Raw genomic sequence first — 14941 nt, 5'->3', positions numbered from 1 at the left:
CGGCTCAGAGCGTGAACCGCTTCACCGTCGTCCCCGCTGTTTCGAGGTCGGTGTCGGTCGCCGCGGCGACGATTATCTGGTTCTCGCCGTGGGAGATGTCGATCGCCGCCTCGTACGTCCCGTCCTCGGGTTCGACGAGCGCCGTCCCCTCGCTGGTCCGGACTGCGACGACCGCGGCGTCGGTCTCGCCGCTGACGTGAATCGTGTCGCCGCGGAAGTCGGTGTCGACGCGGACCGCCGGCCCCTCGGGTCGCTCGGTTTCGAGGTAGCGCTCGGCGACGACGGTCGGCATCTCGACGGGTCTCCCGGCGTCGATGCCGTGGGCGAGACGGACGAACTGCGCCATGCTCCACGCCAGCGGCGTCGCGGAGCCGGTTCCCTCGCCGAACTGCCAGTTGTACTCGGTCTCCTGGTCGCGGTCCCACACCTGCTCGGCGAGCATCCGCCCGCTGTTGGCGAACGCCGCCATCGTCCGCAGCAGGTTCTCGGGCGCGAGGGGGCCGTCCTCGGTTCCGGCGAGCAGTTCGTACTCGCCGCGCTCGCCGGTGAAGATGGGCCACAGCCGACCCTGTCCTTTGGTCTCGATGGACCACGGCGCGCCCTCCTCGTCGCCGCCCTGCTCGCCGTAGCCGTCGCCGTTGTACCGGTAGAAGGCCGGCCCGTACGGCGTGTCGACGCGGATGGTCTCGTCGACTTCGACCAGCGTGTTCCGAATCACCTCGTCGTCCCACGGCTTGATTCCGAGTCGCGCGAGTTCGAGGAACCCGCCGTCGATTATCTCGCGCTCGTCGAGCGTCGGACCGTTGTTCGCCAACGTCCGCAGGTGGCCCGCCTCGGGGTCGCCGTCGCGCGTCACCCGCACGTAGTACGGCGTGTGGGTGTGTAGCTCGGTCCCCGTCTCGGTGGCGGTCCACGTCTCGACGTTCTCGGTCCAGTCGTCAGCCAGCGCCAACCAGACGAGCGCGTCGTCGGTCCGCCTCTCGTCGAGCGCGATGGCGGCCGCGCAGACGAGCCCGCCGATTTCGGCGGCGATAGAGGAGGGCGAGTAACCCGCCTCCTCCTCCCAGCGCTCCTGGGCCGTCGCGGGGCCGTTTCTGGCGACGTAGTCCGCCGAGCGCTTGACGTTGAGGTAGTCGTAGTCGGTGTCCTCGAAGTCGACGCCGTCCTCGAAGAGCTGGTACGCCATCACCTGCGGGAAGGAGATGTTGTCTATCTGCTCGCCGCCCCAGCGGGTCCGCCCGTCGAGATAGGAGTTCTGCGGGATGAAGCCGTGGTCGTCCTGCTGGTAGTTGTAGACGTACGACAGCGCGTCCTCGGCCGTCTCGAGGTCGCCGACCGCCTCGAAGACCGTGAACACCTGATAGAGGTCGCGCGCCCAGACGAAGTTGTAGCCGTACCCCTTCGCCTCCTCGGCGCTGACCGCCTCGCCCCACGGCACGGACGGCGAGGCGATGCCCGCACCCAGGAACGTCTTGTCCTCGACGGCGCGGAGACCCATCAGACAGCTCTTGTACTGCGCCCTCAGGTCGTCGTCGTCGACGACGCAGCTCGGCAGCTCCTTCGGTTCGAGGAACCCCTCCCACGAGCCGACGTACGCCGACCGGACCGTCTCGTAGCCGCGAGTCAGCGCCCCAGCGGCCTCGCCGAGCGCCGCCGCGGTGTCGGCGTTCTCGCCGAAGCCGAGCGCGAGCGTCTCAGCGAGGTCGGTACCGACGCCGACCCGACCGACGAGGACGATGTTCTCGTCGTCGACGCGGGAGTGCGAGTCGGGCTGTTCGCCGCCCGAAAAGAGGCCGTGGAGGTACTCCGAGCCGGCGACGCCGACGGTCGCCCACTCGAAGCGGTGCGCCGCCGCGAGCGCGAGGGCGACGCTGTACGGTTCGCCCTCCTCGTCGGTCAGAAGCGGGTCGCCGACGTCGTACGCGCCGGCGTCGCGGGCGACGAGGTGGTAGCTGCCGGGCTTGCCGAGTCGCATGCCGCGGTCCTTCGTGCCGGTGTTCGTCAGCGACGTGTCCGCGACGCTGTACAACTGGTACTCGTTGTCGTCGAGCGCCTCGAAGTCGACGTCGACGAGCAGCGCGTCGTGCTCGGGGTCGGCGGCGTACTCGACGACGAGTTCCCACTCGTGGCCGCGGCCGTCGCCGCGTTCGGAAATAGTGTGACGGAAGACGAGCGCGTCCTCCTCGACGATTTCGGCCCGCCGCTCTATCGTCTCGGCGGCGTCGTCGCGGCGCGTCTCGTTGTACGTTCTGGCCGTGTAGCTCGACTCCTCCTCGGCGTCGACGACGAGGAAGTCCAACGTCCGCAGGTTCATCAGGTCGACGCGGGGGAACCGAACCTCGGTCAGCGCGCCCTCGGTGAGCGTGAACCAGACGCGGGAGGGGTCCTCGCTGCCGTGGTCGGCGACAGTGCCGACGCCGTACTTCTCGCCGGTCGTCCACCGGGGCCACTCCTCCGGCCCCGACGGTGCGGGCGTGCTCACCGGGAGCGCGTCGACTTCGCGCAACAGCGCCGTCGTCGCGAGTCGGAGCGAGTGCGACCACCCCAGCGGGGTGGCGCTGTCGAACGTGCCGTCGTCGAATATCTGTTCGGCCAGATAGCCCGCCTCGGTGGCGAACGGCCCCTCCGGCAACAGCAGTTCGTACAGCGTCTCCGCGCGGGCGAGGAACGCCTCGCCGTCGTAGCCGAGTCGCGCGAGCAGCGACGCGAGCGTGACCGCGGCGTTGGCCCCCCACGCCGTCGACACCGACCACACTTTCGAGGGCTCCTGGTCGCCGCGTCGCCAGGTGTCGCCCTCGAAACGGACGAGGCCGGCGACGGGCGTGTCGTCGGGGTCGCGGTAGAGCCCGTCGAGCGTCGCACCGACGTGGTCGCGCAGTCGGTCGAGTTCGGTCTCGGTCGGTTCTTCGAGGTGACTGTACTCGTCGAAGGCGTCGACGAGCGCTAGCGTGCTGGAGTCGAGTCGGTCGTCGAGGCGGCCGCCGTCGAGGCGGAGCGCGTAGTGGCCGTCGTCCTCCGACCAGAGGGCGTCGAGACCTTCTGCGACCGCCTCGGCCCGTCTCTCGGCGCGGTCGCGGAGGTCGTCGTCGAGGGGCGCACGCGCGACGGCGGCGTACGCTTCGAGGAACGTCGCGGCCGTGTGCGTGAACCGTCCGCTCATGTTCTCCCACGCGTTCTGACAGCGAATCGGGAGGCCGTCGTCGTCGAGCGTCTCGTCCATCGCGGTCACCGCCCGGTCGACCGCCTCGCGTACGTTCCGCCGCTCGGACGAACTCAGCCGCTCACCGCGCTTTCGCAGGTACGTGGCGAGGTACGTCGTGACGCTCGCGGTCTGGTCGGCCTGGTACTCGTCGCTGTCGCCGCCCTCGACGCGGCCGTGCGCCCACCCCGGCGCGAGCGACCCGTCGACGGCCCAGACGCGGTGCGGCCACGACCCGTCGTCCTCCTGCGTCTCGCAGAGGAAGCCGACGCTCCGCTGGAGTTGGTCGTCCATATCGAGGTCCAGCAGCTCGTCGCTCTCCAGCAGGTTCGCGGCGACCTCGGCGTCGTCGCGGAACCACGTGTAGCCGTAGCCGCCGGAGTGCGCGTAGAAGGGGTCGAACTCCGGGCCGGCGATGTGCGCACCGGTCGGCGCGGTGAGAAGCGACAGCGCCCGCAGGTCCGAGCGGACGACGCGGGCGTTCGGCGCGCCGTCGGGGACGTACACCTCGGCGCGCATCCGTCCCGCTTTCCGCAAATCGTCGGCCGTCGCGTGCGAGAGCGCGCAGTCGCGGAGGTCCGCCAGCGCTTGGTCGCGGGTCAACTCGCCGTGGTCGGAGAGCTGCGTGACGAGCGTCGTTCGGGCGGCGCGGCCCTCGCGTTCGAACGGCGCGGAGACGACGATGTCGCCGCTGAGGTGGGTGTCCTCGTACCGGTTCAACACCGCTTCGCGGGGGAACTCGAAGGAGTCGTCGGAGAGCATCTCCTCGAACCGCTCGGGAATCTGCCCGCGGACGTCGGCCAATCCAGTCGAGGCGGTGACGTAGTCGTGCTCGGTCCGGTGGAACACCTCGACGGCTTTCGTGCCGTTCGGCCCCGCCGTCTCGTGGATGAGTCGGCCGACGCGCGTCTCTCTCCCTTCGGGTGCGAACGTGAGAAACGCCGTCAGGTGCGCGTCCGCGGGAATCGCGCCGCGGAGTTCGACGTGCGTGACGTGCGCCCGGCCCAGCGTGAGGTCGTACTGGTGGACCGTGTACGCCCCGGCGTCGTACTCGGTCTCGACGACGTTCGTCTCGCGGTAGTAGTGCTGTCGGACGGCTTCCAGTTCGTCGAACCAGCGCGTCCCGTCGTCGGTCTCGATGCCGAAACGCGACCGGTCGATGCCGTAAAGCCCGGAGAGCGAAGACGAATAGTCCCGGAGGCGTCCGCGGGGGTCGACGTAGACGAGACGGTCGCCGTGCGCCGAAAAGGCCCCGGTCGCGGTCGGACACTCCTCCGGAAAACGCGCGCCACGATTTCTCTTGTAATCGTTCAACGCGGTTCGGAGTCTCATGCAGGAGAAGCGAGACGAAATAGCATAAGCGTTGGTGGCGGTCGCTCGCGGCGTCACCGACTCCGTCTCGCGAACGGCAACTGTTCGATGGGGCGTAAAGTCAATGTGGTGGGATACGATACGACGCCCATGCACCATCCTGGCCCGCCGAGATTCACCGCGACCGGGCGGACGCTCGAACTGGCACCGACCGACCCGGACCCCGAGGCGACGTACCGCTGGCGGGTCGAGACCGCGCCGCTCACCAGCCGAGCGTCGGTCGACGACGACCCCGTCGAGTTCATCGTCCCGGACGTGCCCGGCACGTACGTCGTCGAACTCGACGCGCCCGACGGAACCCACCGGCAGACGATTCGCGCGTTCCCCGGCGACCTCGCCCCCGCGGGCGGGGCAGGCGGCGTCAGCGGAGCGAGCGGGTTCGCCAGCGGTTCGACCCGACCGACCGGCGAGAGCGGCGGTGTCGGCGGGTCGGGGTCCGGCGCAGGGTCCGGCGGGAGCGGCGGCGGTCGGCCCCGAATCCAGCTCCACGGAGCCGTCGAAGGCGACGAGGTCGTCGTCCGCGCCGACCCGCAACCGAACCCGAACAGCGACCGACCTCGCGGTTCGCTCGACGTGGAGTTCCTCGTCGACGACCGCGACGACCTCGGCGGCCGCGACGTGACGATAGACGGCTGGGAGCTCCGCGTCCCCGTCTCGAAACTGCCGAAACTCGCCCGCGTCCACGCCGTCGCCGTCGGCGAATCGTACAGCGTACCCGACTCCGTCGCCGTCGAGCGCGGCGAAATCACGTCTTCGGGCCGGGTCGACGCCGAGGGCCACTCGTCGGCCGACGCGGACGCGAACGTCTCCGTCGTTCGGCTGAACGAACCGCCGGAGTGGTCGACCGAGGCGACGCTGTACGAGATCTACGTCCGCGGCTTCGCGTCCGACGACGAGGAGAGCGACAACACGTTCGAGGCGCTGACGAAGCGACTCGACTACCTCGACGAACTGGGCGTCGACTGCCTCTGGCTCACGCCCGTGCTGCAGAACGACGACGCCCCGCACGGCTACAACATCACCGACTTCTTCTCTATCGCCGAGGATCTCGGCACCCGCGACGACTACGAGGCGTTCGTCGACGCCGCCCACGACCGCGGGATGAAGGTGCTGTTCGACCTCGTGCTCAACCACTCCGCGCGCCAGCACCCGTTCTTCGAGGACGCCTACCGGAACCCCGAGTCGGAGTACTACGACTGGTACGAGTGGCAGGAGAGCGGCGAACCCGGCACCTACTTCGACTGGGAGAAGATAGCCAACTTCGACTTCACGAACCTCGAAGTCCGCAGGCACCTGCTCGACGCGGCGGACACGTGGGCCGAAATCGCCGACGGCTTCCGCTGCGACATGGCGTGGGCCGTCTCGCGGCCGTTCTGGACCGAACTCCGCGAGCGCCTGAAGGCGCGCGACCCCGAGTTTCTCCTGCTGGACGAGACGATTCCGTACGTCGCGGACTTCCACGACCTCGCGTTCGACATGCACTTCGACACGACGCTGTACTTCACACTCAGACAGGTCGGCCGCGGCGTCGAACCCGCCGAAGCCATCCTCGACGCCGTCGAACAGCGCACGGAGGTCGGCTTCCCCGACCACGCGTCGTTCATGCTCTACCTCGAAAACCACGACGAGACGAGATACGTCGTCGAGTGCGGCGACGCCGAGGCGTACGCCGCGGGTGCGGCGCTGTTCACGCTTCCCGGCGTGCCGATGCTGTACGGCGGACAGGAACTCGGGCAGCGAGGTCGACGCGACGCGCTCGCGTGGGGCCACGCGAACGAGGAACTCCGCGACCACTACGAGTCGCTTATCGAGGCACGCAACGAGACGGACGCGCTCCGCTACGACGGCGAATTCAGCCGCGTCGACTACGAGTCCGAGTCGGACCGCGTCGTCGCCTTCGCTCGCGAGGACGGGCAGAGGTACGTCGTCGCGCTGAACTTCGGCGCGGAGCCGGCGCCCGTCGAGTTCGGCCCGTCGGTCGAGAACCGCGACGTCGTCTCCGGCGAGGCGTTGGAAGCCGACGAACGCGGCCTGTACGTCGACCACGTCGCGGTGCTCCCGGTGGGCGAGTGACGAGCGATGAGCGAGGTGACGCCAGCACGACTGCCCGCCGAGGCGGTGGTCTGAACGCGGACAGCCCGGGTCTTGTCAGTGTCTTGTCAAACCGCGCAAACGACTGCCAAATCGCGCGAACGACTCAGCGAGATACGGGCCCGTGTCGACGAGTTCGAGACGATGCTCGACGATCCGAATCCCGGAGTTTAGGAGTTCAAACACACCGTACATCCTGTCTAACTACCGAACTCACCGTCCGTCCGTGCGGACGTATTCGACGGTTATCGCTACTTGTCGAGGTAGATTACGTCAGACGCCGTCAGTTTCCATAAAGACTTATGACTGTTCAGAAGACATGACATTCTGGAGGTCGACAACACCGTTTGTCGTGCCATGCACTCGACAGTCGACGCGTCGGCCTCACCTTTTGACTGCGCGAATCGCCCGAACAGTCACAGATTCGAACGACCGCGTCTCGACGGCGCATCTCGCAGCGGCGGCCCGCGACGGCGACGACCCAGCGGTACCGACGGACCCGTCAGCGACGAGAGCGACCTGTGAGCGAGTCGAGTAACAGAACTGCCGGCTCTTTCGAGAGCGGTTCGTTCGCGTTGCCGCAGTGCGGCGACTGGACGCACGCCGGACAGCCGTCTGCGCAGTCGCAGTCGTCGACGAGTCGCGCGGTGCGCGCCATCAACGTCTCCACTCGGTCGTAGCCGCCGCGTGTGAGCCCCACGCCGCCAGGATAGCCGTCGTAGACGAAGATGGTACTTTTCCCGGTGTGGGGGTGGTGCGGCGTCGAGAGGCCGCCGATGTCCGCGCGGTCACAGAGCAGCGCGAGCGGAAACAGCGAAATCATCCCGTGTTCGGCGGCGTGGATGCCGCCGTTGAATCCCCGGTCGCCTGCCGATTCGCGCATCTCGCGTTCGACGTCGTCGGGGACCGTGAAGTACAGCGCCTTGGTCCGTAGACTCGTCTCGGGGAGGTCGAGCGCCTTCCGTCCGATTGCTTCGCCGCGCTTGGGGTCGCGGCGCTCGAAGCCGGTTATCTGCTCTGTCATCGTCACGTCGGCGAAGCGAACTGAGGTGTCGGGCCGCGCCGACAACGGTTTCTCGACGATATCCTCGTTGACGACGATCTCCTTGTCCGTCAGCACGCGCGTGTAGTAGTCCGCCCACGTCGCCTGCAACTCGGCGATATCGCGGTCCAAATCGAGGTCGATTACCTCGTAGGACTGGCCCTGATGGTGGTAGACTGCGCCCGGATGCGCGTCGCGGAGCGCGTCCGAGAACGACAGCGACGCCACGACTTCGTTTCGGTCGCGAACTACGAGGTCGATCTCCCGGCGCTCGATGGTCCGGAGGCTCGTCGAGTGCTGCGGACTCCCCTCGCCGCTGTGAATCCACCGCAACCCCTGTTCGGTGTCGCGGCGGTCCAGTCGTCCCGCCGCTTCGAGCCTCGAAACGACGTCCGGATACGGCGGCCCGAAAACCCGCTCGTCGTCGACCGAGAGCCAGTTTTCGGCGGCCGCGGAGGCGACGTGGTCGGGCAGCAGCTCGGTGTTCTCGGGGTCCGACGCCGCTTTTTCGGGGGCACCCTCGAACAGCTCGTCGGGATTCCGCATCAGGTACTGGTCGAGCTGGTCCTCGCCGGCGACGAGGACGACCAGCGCCGCGTCCGCCCCGCGGCCCGCTCGCCCCGCCTGCTGGAACGTCGACATCCGCGTGCCGGGGTAGCCGTCGAGAACCACGGCGTCCAAGCCGCCCACGTCGACGCCGAGTTCCAGCGCGTTCGTGCTCCACACGCCCCGCAAATCGCCGTCGTGCAACCGCGCCTCGATCTCTCTTCGGGTGTCGTGCTTCAGCGACGCCTGGTACGCCCGAACCTTCCGCGCGAGGTCGCGCTCGCCGCGCCGTCGAAGCTCTTTGCCGCTGTCGGTCGCGTAGCGTTCGGCGGCCTGTCGAGCGCGGGTGAACGCCAGCGTCTGGTAGTCGTTCGCCACCAGGTCGACGAACAGGTTCTTCGTCTCTGTGTGGCTGGACTTTCGCCGCCCACTCCCGCCTCCCTGACCGTCGCTCTCGTACTCCGGCGGGTTCCACAGCACCCAGTGCTTCTCGCCCGTCGCCGCCGCGTCCTCGTCGACGAGCGCGAACGACGATTCTCTCTGTCCGGTGATGCGCGCGGCGTGTTCGACGGGATTGCCGATGGTCGCCGAACAACAGACGAACTGCGGGTTCGCGTCGAACCGCTCGCAGATGCGGTTCAGCCGCCGGAGCGTCAGCGCGACGTGACTCCCGAAGACGCCGCGGTAGCCGTGGACCTCGTCGACGACGACCGTTTCGAGCGACGAGAAGAACCACTCCCAGAGCCGATGGGCGTGCGGCAGTAGCGCGTAGTGCAGCATATCGGGATTCGACAGCAACACCGTCGGGGCGCGGTCCCGGACCGCCCGTTTCTCGGACTGCGAGAGGCGACCGGTGTACTGCGCGACGGAGACACGACTGCCGAAGCCGAGGTCCCGAGCCAACTCGCCGAGTGTCTCGGCTTGGTCCGCGACGAGCGCGTTCTGCGGACCGAGGTACAGCGTCCGGCCGCCGTGGTCCATCGCGCGCTCGAACGCCGGAACCGTGTACGCGAGGCTCTTCCCGCTGGCCGTCTGGGTCGCCAGTACGACGTTTCCCCCGTCTCTGACGGCTTCGACCGCCTGGGCCTGGTGGCGGTAGAGGCGGTCGATGCCCCGCGATTCGAGCGCCGACCCGAGCCTGGGTTCGAGGTCCACGTCGGCGAACTCCGGGTCGCGCGCCGGGACCGTCCGGTGGTCGGCTATCTGCCCCCGATAGTACGGTCGGTCCCGAAGCCACGCGATGAACTCGTCCACGTCCGCGTTCGGCAGTGGACGCGCCTAACGGTTGCGGTGGGCCCCCTCCGAGACCGCTGCCCGTACCGCCCGCCGCCGCCGCTCTACGCGGCGCATCCTCGTTCGAGACGGGGGACGCGGGGAGAGAGGACCCGTCCGATACGGCGTTCAACGCGGTTTTGTTCGGCTACCGCTAACGGGCGCGTATGGCCGACTACGACGCGGTGCTCGTCTACGACGGCGAGTGTCCGTACTGCTCCGTCGCCGCCCGCGCGCTCCGACGACTCGACGATATCGGCGCGATTTCGTGGTACGACGACGCCGCGCAGGCGGCGCTGGAGGCGCAGTTCGGCGAGACGCCGTTCGCGATGGTACTCGTCGACGCGCGGCGGGGGCGCGCGTACGCCGGTCGTTCCGCCGCCGAAGAACTCGCAGACAGAGCGGGGACGCCCGGCATCGTCAGTTCACTCGTCCGCGACAGCTACGACCGCATCGCCGCCGCCGTCGGCGCGGCCAGCGGCCGCGAGCGGGACCCCGACGACGTTCACGACAGCTATCCGTTGACCGACGCGGCCCGCGAGCAGTTCGACGCGCTCGTCGCGGCGGCGGCCGAACGGCCCGAAGCGTTGGAGCGGACGTGACCGCCGACGACAGCGGTGCGGGCGACGGGGGAACGTACACGCTCGTGGTGGAGGTAGCCACCGACGCGCAGCTGACCGTCGGTGCGCTCGGGGCCGTCGAGCTGCTCGCGGGTGGCTACACGTACACCGGCAGCGCGCACGGTCCGGGCGGATTCGCGCGCGTCGACAGACACCGCGAAGTCGCCGCCGGCGAGCGAGACGTTCGTCACTGGCACGTCGACTACCTGCTCGGCCATCCGGCGGCGACGATACGCGACGTCGTCACGACACCGCGACTGGACGTCGAGTGTACCGTCGCCGCCGCGCTCGACGACGGCCCGATACCGGGGTTCGGGTCGTCGGACTGCGGGTGTCGGTCGCATCTCGCGCACTGGCCGACCGTCGACGACGCTCGGCGGGCGGCGACGCGAGCACACGACGAAGCGCGCGGCTCGAAGGCGTGAATCGGTGAGACATCGGGAGAGCCGGTGGCCGGCGGACGGTCCGGGCAGAGCCGTCCGCCGACCGAACCGACGATTCTCCCTCCGTCGGCCACCAGTCCGGGCAGAGCCGGTGGTCGACGACTGCCGGTTGTCAGAGGCACCCCGGCACTGATGAGTACGGGTGGGGGTATCTTTACATCACCTGTCGTCGTCGCTCGCCAACTCCTGACGAAGAGTATATAAATCCATCGCACATTTATGTACGATGTGTCGCATCCGAACGCTTTTGTCCGTCGTCCAGGCTACACTACCTGATGAGTCAGCTGGGTCCCTCTGAGATAATGGCTGCCGTCGCCCGACGCGGTAGCACTCTCCGCGCACTCGACGAAGGGACCCGGAAGTCGGACCTCGTCAAACGACTCTCGGTGTCGCGTTCGACGGTCGACAGGGCGATTCGGGAACTCGAAGGGCAGGGGTTGGTCGAGCGCACCGACGACGGCTACCGGCGGACGCTCGCCGGCGAACTCGTTCTCTCGGAGTACGACTGTTTCACCTCCCGTCTCGGAGGCATCGTCGAAGCACTCGACGCGCTCGGGACGCTCCATCCGAAAACCGAGTTCGACACGGCGCTTCTCGACGGCGCGGACGTCGTCTACGCCGAGAAGCACTCGCCGCACGAACCGGTCACGCGACACGGCGAAGTGGTCTCTCGCGCCGAAACCGTCCGTGCGCTCGCCCCGGCGGTTCTCCCGCAGCAGGTCCAGATATATCACGACCGTCTCATGGACGGCGAGTTGGAAGCGCAACTCGCCCTCTCGGAGGCGGTCGTCGAACGCCTGGTCACCGTCTACGACGACCTGCTACGGGAGGCGCTCTCGACCGGTCGGGCCCACATCCGACAGACGACGTCGGACCCGCCGTACAGCCTCGTCTGCGCGGAGACGCCGACGGGTCCCGAGGTGAGTCTGCTGCTGTACGGTGACACCGGCGCCTACGTGTTCATCGGCAACGACAGCCCCGAGGCGGTCGAGTGGGCAGAGTCGATGTTCGCCGAGTGGTGGGCCGGTGCGACCCCGCTCCCGATGCGCTCCGACCAGTAGCTCTCTCGGGTGCTCTGCGCGCATCCGCGCAGATGTGCGCCGGAGTCGACGCCCTCGGCGCGGTGCTTACGAGCGGAAACCGGTTAGCTCAGCGCCTCGGCCAGTTTCTCGACGGGATGGGGCGGTTCCTCGTCGGTCGCCAAGTCACCGAGTTGCGTCCGGCAGGACGCTCCCGGCGCGACGACGGTACCGCCGGCGCGTTCGACCTGTTCGACCAGCACCTCGCCGATGGCTTCGCTCATCGAGTAGTGTTCGGCCTCGTAACCGAAGGAGCCGGCCATCCCGCAGCAGCCGGAGTCGAGCGGGTCGACGTCGTAGCCCGCTCGCCGGAGCACGCCGACGGCGTGGTGGTCCTTCTTCGTCGCCTTCTGGTGACAGTGGCCGTGGTAGGTGAGGAACTCGCGGTGCCCGCCGTCGGCGAACGACATCGACTCGTCGAGGCGGAACGTGTCGATGTACTCCAGTATTCCGTAGGTCGCGGCGGCGACGACACCGACGTCGGTGTCGGGCGTCTCGTCGGGGGCGCGCTCCTCGGCTTTCGTCGGGTCGGTCACCGTCGCTGGCTCCCCCCCGAGCAGGTCGAGGTAGTCCGACTGGAACATCACCGCGTCGGAGGGTTCGACGACGACGACGTCCCAGCCGTCGCGGACTCGCGGGGCCAGTTCGGCGACGTTCGACTCGGCGGTTTCGTACGCCTCGTCGAGAAACCCCTTCGAGAACGCCGGTCGACCGCTGTCGGCGACGTCGCTCGGCACGCGGACGTGGACGCCGGCGGCCTCCAGCACTCTGACGGCCGCCTTACCCGCCTCGGGGTGGTTGAAGTTCGTGTACGTGTCGGGGACCAACAGCGCCTTGCGCGTCGCCTGCGACTCGGAAACGCGCGACCCGCCGCGACTCTCGAACCACGCCCCGAACGGTTGCGCGTGGAACGTCGGGAGCGTCCGGTCGGAGGCGATGCCTACGGTTTTCTCCAGCACGGTCCGCGCGCCCGGGACCTTCGTCGCCCAGTTCGAGAGCGGGGCGAACCGCGACCCGAGCGCCGAGAGCGAGGCGACGTTCGCGAACAGTCGGTCGCGTAGACTCGCGCCGTGACGTTCGTGGTGCTCGTGGGTCACCTCGGCTTTGAGCTTCGCCATGTCGACCTCGCTCGGACAGTCGCGCGCGCAGCCCTTGCAGCCGATGCAGAGCTCCATCACCTCGTGCATGAACTCGACGTCGAACTGCGCTTCCTCGCCGAGGTCGCCGCTCATCGCCTGCCGGAGCATGTTCGCCCGCCCGCGGGTCGAGAGGCTCTCCTCGTCGGCGGCGCGGTACGTCGGGCACATCACGCCGCCCACCGTGGACTGCCCGCCGCGACAGCCCCCGCAGCCGTGACAGAGTTCGACCATCCCCTGAAAGCCGTTCTCGTTCTCCCAGTTCAGCGCCGGGTCGAACCCTGCGTCGAACTCGTAGTCGGGAGATAATCGGAGGTTCTCGGTCATGTCGGCGTCTCCGCAGACGTTCCCCGGGTTCAGAATCCAGTCGGGGTCGTACGCCGACTTCAGGTCGCGGAACGCGTTCCAGAGACGTTCGCCGTACAGTTTTCGGTTCCATTGCGTCCGCGCGCGGCCGTCGCCGTGCTCGCCCGACACCGACCCGCCGTACTCGACGACGAGGTCCGTCGCGGCGTCGGCGATGGCTTCCATCTCCGCGACCCCTTCTACGGTCTTGGTGTTCGTCAGCGGGCGGATGTGGAGCACGCCCGGCCCGGCGTGGGCGTAGTAGCTGGCGAACGTGTCGTGTTCGTCGAGAATCTCCTGGAAGTCGGCGACGTAGTCCGGGAGGTTCTCGGCGGGAATCGCGGTGTCCTCGATGTAAGCGATGTGTTTGGCGTCGGACGTGCGCGACAGCAGGATGGGCAGCCCCGATTTGCGCATCTTCCAGAACTTCGCCATCGTCTCGTCGTCGTGGGCCTCCATCGCGGTGACGGCGTAGCGTTCTTTCTCGGTCTTGTCGGCCGCGCCCGGCGACGGGTCGGCCGTCGATAGCTCTCTGTTCACTCTGTCGGCGACGAGGTCGGCGACCCGTTGGCGGCCGTGGTCGTCGTCCTCGGCGTAGAACTCGACGAGCAAGACGGAGTCCGTCCCCTCGGGGAGCAAGCCGACCACGTCGGCGAACTCGGCGGTGTCGCGGGCCAGCGAGAGCAGCACGTCGTCCATCACTTCGACGGCGGCGGGACCGTGTTCGAGGATGGGCGCGACGTCCTCCATCGCGTCGGCGACGCTCTCGTACGTCAGGAGCGCGACCGACTTCGTCTCGGGAATCGGTTCGAGCGAGACGGTCGCCTCGGTGACGACCGCGAGCGTCCCCTCGCTACCCGCGAGCAGTCGCGCGAGGTTCACGGTCCCCGCCTCGCTCTCGGGGTCGACTCCCGAGTCGTCGGGCGTCCGGCGCTCGCCGCGGGCCTCGTCGACGAGCATGTCGAGATTGTACCCCGAGACGTTGCGCTTCAGGTCCGGATAACGGGCGTCTATCTCGTCGGCCGCTTCGTCGAGGACGCGAACGACTTCGGCGTAAATTCGGGGGAGAAGGTCGCTCTCCGGTCCCGAGTCGCCCCACGCCGCCGACGCGGGGTCGGCCTTCTCGCGGAGTTCCGACACCTCGATTTCGCCGAATCTCGTCACGGTGCCGTCGGCGAGGACGGCCTCGACTTCCTCGACGTAGTAGTCGGTCTTCCCGTACTTCAGCGAGTGCGACCCCGTGGAGTTGTTGCCGATGGCGCCGCCGATGGCGCTGCGGTCGCCCCACGCCGGGTCGGGCGCGAACTTGAGGCCGTGCGGTGCGAGCTCCTCGTTGAGTTCGCCGAGTATCGTCCCCGCCTGCGCCGTCGCTTCTCTTCGCTTGGGGTCGATGTCGACGACGCCGTCCATGTACCGGGAGAAATCGAGAACGACCGCCTCGTTGACGGCTTGCCCGGCGAGACTCGTGCCGCCCCCGCGCGGGAGGACCGGAATCTCGCGCCGGGCGCAGTAGTCGACGACCGCCGCCACGTCGGCCGTTGACGTGGGGAAGACGACGCCGACGGGCGTCACCTCGTAGGCGGAGGCGTCGGTCGCGTACAACTGCCGGGTGTACTCGTCGAAGCGCACGTCGCCGTCGACGCGCGACTGGAGGTCGCGGACGAGCCCGGGACGGGCCACGTCGCCGCCGACGTAGTCGTAGTTCGCCGCGGCGTCCGTCGCGGGCTCGGCGTCCCCCGACGACTTCGCGGACCCGGCGGAAGAAGAGTGAGATACCATCGTCTATGTGTTGTGTGG

The 14941-nt window shown here is 68.4% G+C and carries 7 protein-coding genes; 4 read left to right on the top strand and 3 right to left on the bottom strand.

Going from position 1 to position 14941, the window contains the following annotated elements:
• Window positions 1-4: 4 nt before the first annotated feature.
• Window positions 5-4531: a glycoside hydrolase family 15 protein gene (locus FCF25_RS00090; protein WP_137046891.1), complete on the bottom strand. Its 4527-nt coding sequence runs from the start codon at window positions 4529-4531 to the stop codon at window positions 5-7.
• A gap of 129 nt (window positions 4532-4660) precedes the next feature.
• Between FCF25_RS00090 and malA the strand changes: the two genes are divergently transcribed.
• Window positions 4661-6643 (top strand): alpha-amylase MalA, encoded by a 1983-nt coding sequence (gene malA / locus FCF25_RS00085; RefSeq protein ID WP_137046890.1) that lies wholly within the window; start codon window positions 4661-4663, stop codon window positions 6641-6643.
• 520 nt (window positions 6644-7163) lie between these two features.
• On the opposite strand, the gene FCF25_RS00080 is transcribed toward malA, so the two are convergent.
• Window positions 7164-9503 carry a DEAD/DEAH box helicase gene (locus tag FCF25_RS00080; RefSeq protein WP_137046889.1) on the bottom strand — a complete coding sequence of 780 codons (2340 nt, stop codon included), beginning with the start codon at window positions 9501-9503 and terminating at the stop codon, window positions 7164-7166.
• Between the two features lie 185 nt (window positions 9504-9688).
• On the opposite strand from FCF25_RS00080, the gene FCF25_RS00075 reads away from it, so the two are divergent.
• The 3 genes from FCF25_RS00075 to FCF25_RS00065 all read left to right on the top strand — a co-directional run bounded on the left by FCF25_RS00075 (window position 9689) and on the right by FCF25_RS00065 (window position 11645).
• A complete protein-coding gene (locus FCF25_RS00075) occupies window positions 9689-10123 on the top strand; it encodes a DCC1-like thiol-disulfide oxidoreductase family protein (RefSeq protein WP_137046888.1) in 435 nt (144 codons plus the stop codon).
• Window positions 10120-10566, top strand: a complete 447-nt coding sequence (locus tag FCF25_RS00070; RefSeq protein ID WP_137046887.1) for a DUF123 domain-containing protein — start codon at window positions 10120-10122, stop codon at window positions 10564-10566. Before FCF25_RS00075 ends, FCF25_RS00070 begins: the two co-directional genes overlap by 4 nt.
• Window positions 10567-10859: 293 nt before the next feature.
• Complete coding sequence (locus FCF25_RS00065) at window positions 10860-11645, top strand: winged helix-turn-helix domain-containing protein (protein WP_137046886.1); 786 nt, start codon at window positions 10860-10862, stop codon at window positions 11643-11645.
• 83 nt (window positions 11646-11728) lie between these two features.
• On the opposite strand, the gene FCF25_RS00060 is transcribed toward FCF25_RS00065, so the two are convergent.
• Window positions 11729-14923 carry an FAD-binding and (Fe-S)-binding domain-containing protein gene (locus FCF25_RS00060; RefSeq protein WP_137046885.1) on the bottom strand — a complete coding sequence of 1065 codons (3195 nt, stop codon included), beginning with the start codon at window positions 14921-14923 and terminating at the stop codon, window positions 11729-11731.
• Window positions 14924-14941 lie beyond the last annotated feature (18 nt).

The sequence above is a fragment of the Haloprofundus sp. MHR1 genome (assembly GCF_005155585.1).
GTDB classification, from domain to species: domain Archaea; phylum Halobacteriota; class Halobacteria; order Halobacteriales; family Haloferacaceae; genus Haloprofundus; species Haloprofundus halophilus.
The sequence above is the reverse complement of the archived record's forward strand: the minus strand, read 5'-3'. Positions and strand labels throughout refer to the sequence as shown.

Bases quoted from the DNA above. Each gene is read 5' to 3' on its own strand.
- FCF25_RS00060 (WP_137046885.1), bottom strand. From the start codon at position 14,923: ATGGTATCTCACTCTTCTTCCGCCGGGTCCGCGAAGTCGTCGGGGGAC.
- FCF25_RS00065 (WP_137046886.1), top strand. From the start codon at position 10,860: ATGAGTCAGCTGGGTCCCTCTGAGATAATGGCTGCCGTCGCCCGACGC.
- FCF25_RS00075 (WP_137046888.1), top strand. From the start codon at position 9,689: ATGGCCGACTACGACGCGGTGCTCGTCTACGACGGCGAGTGTCCGTAC.
- malA (WP_137046890.1), top strand. From the start codon at position 4,661: ATGCACCATCCTGGCCCGCCGAGATTCACCGCGACCGGGCGGACGCTC.
- FCF25_RS00090 (WP_137046891.1), bottom strand. From the start codon at position 4,531: ATGAGACTCCGAACCGCGTTGAACGATTACAAGAGAAATCGTGGCGCG.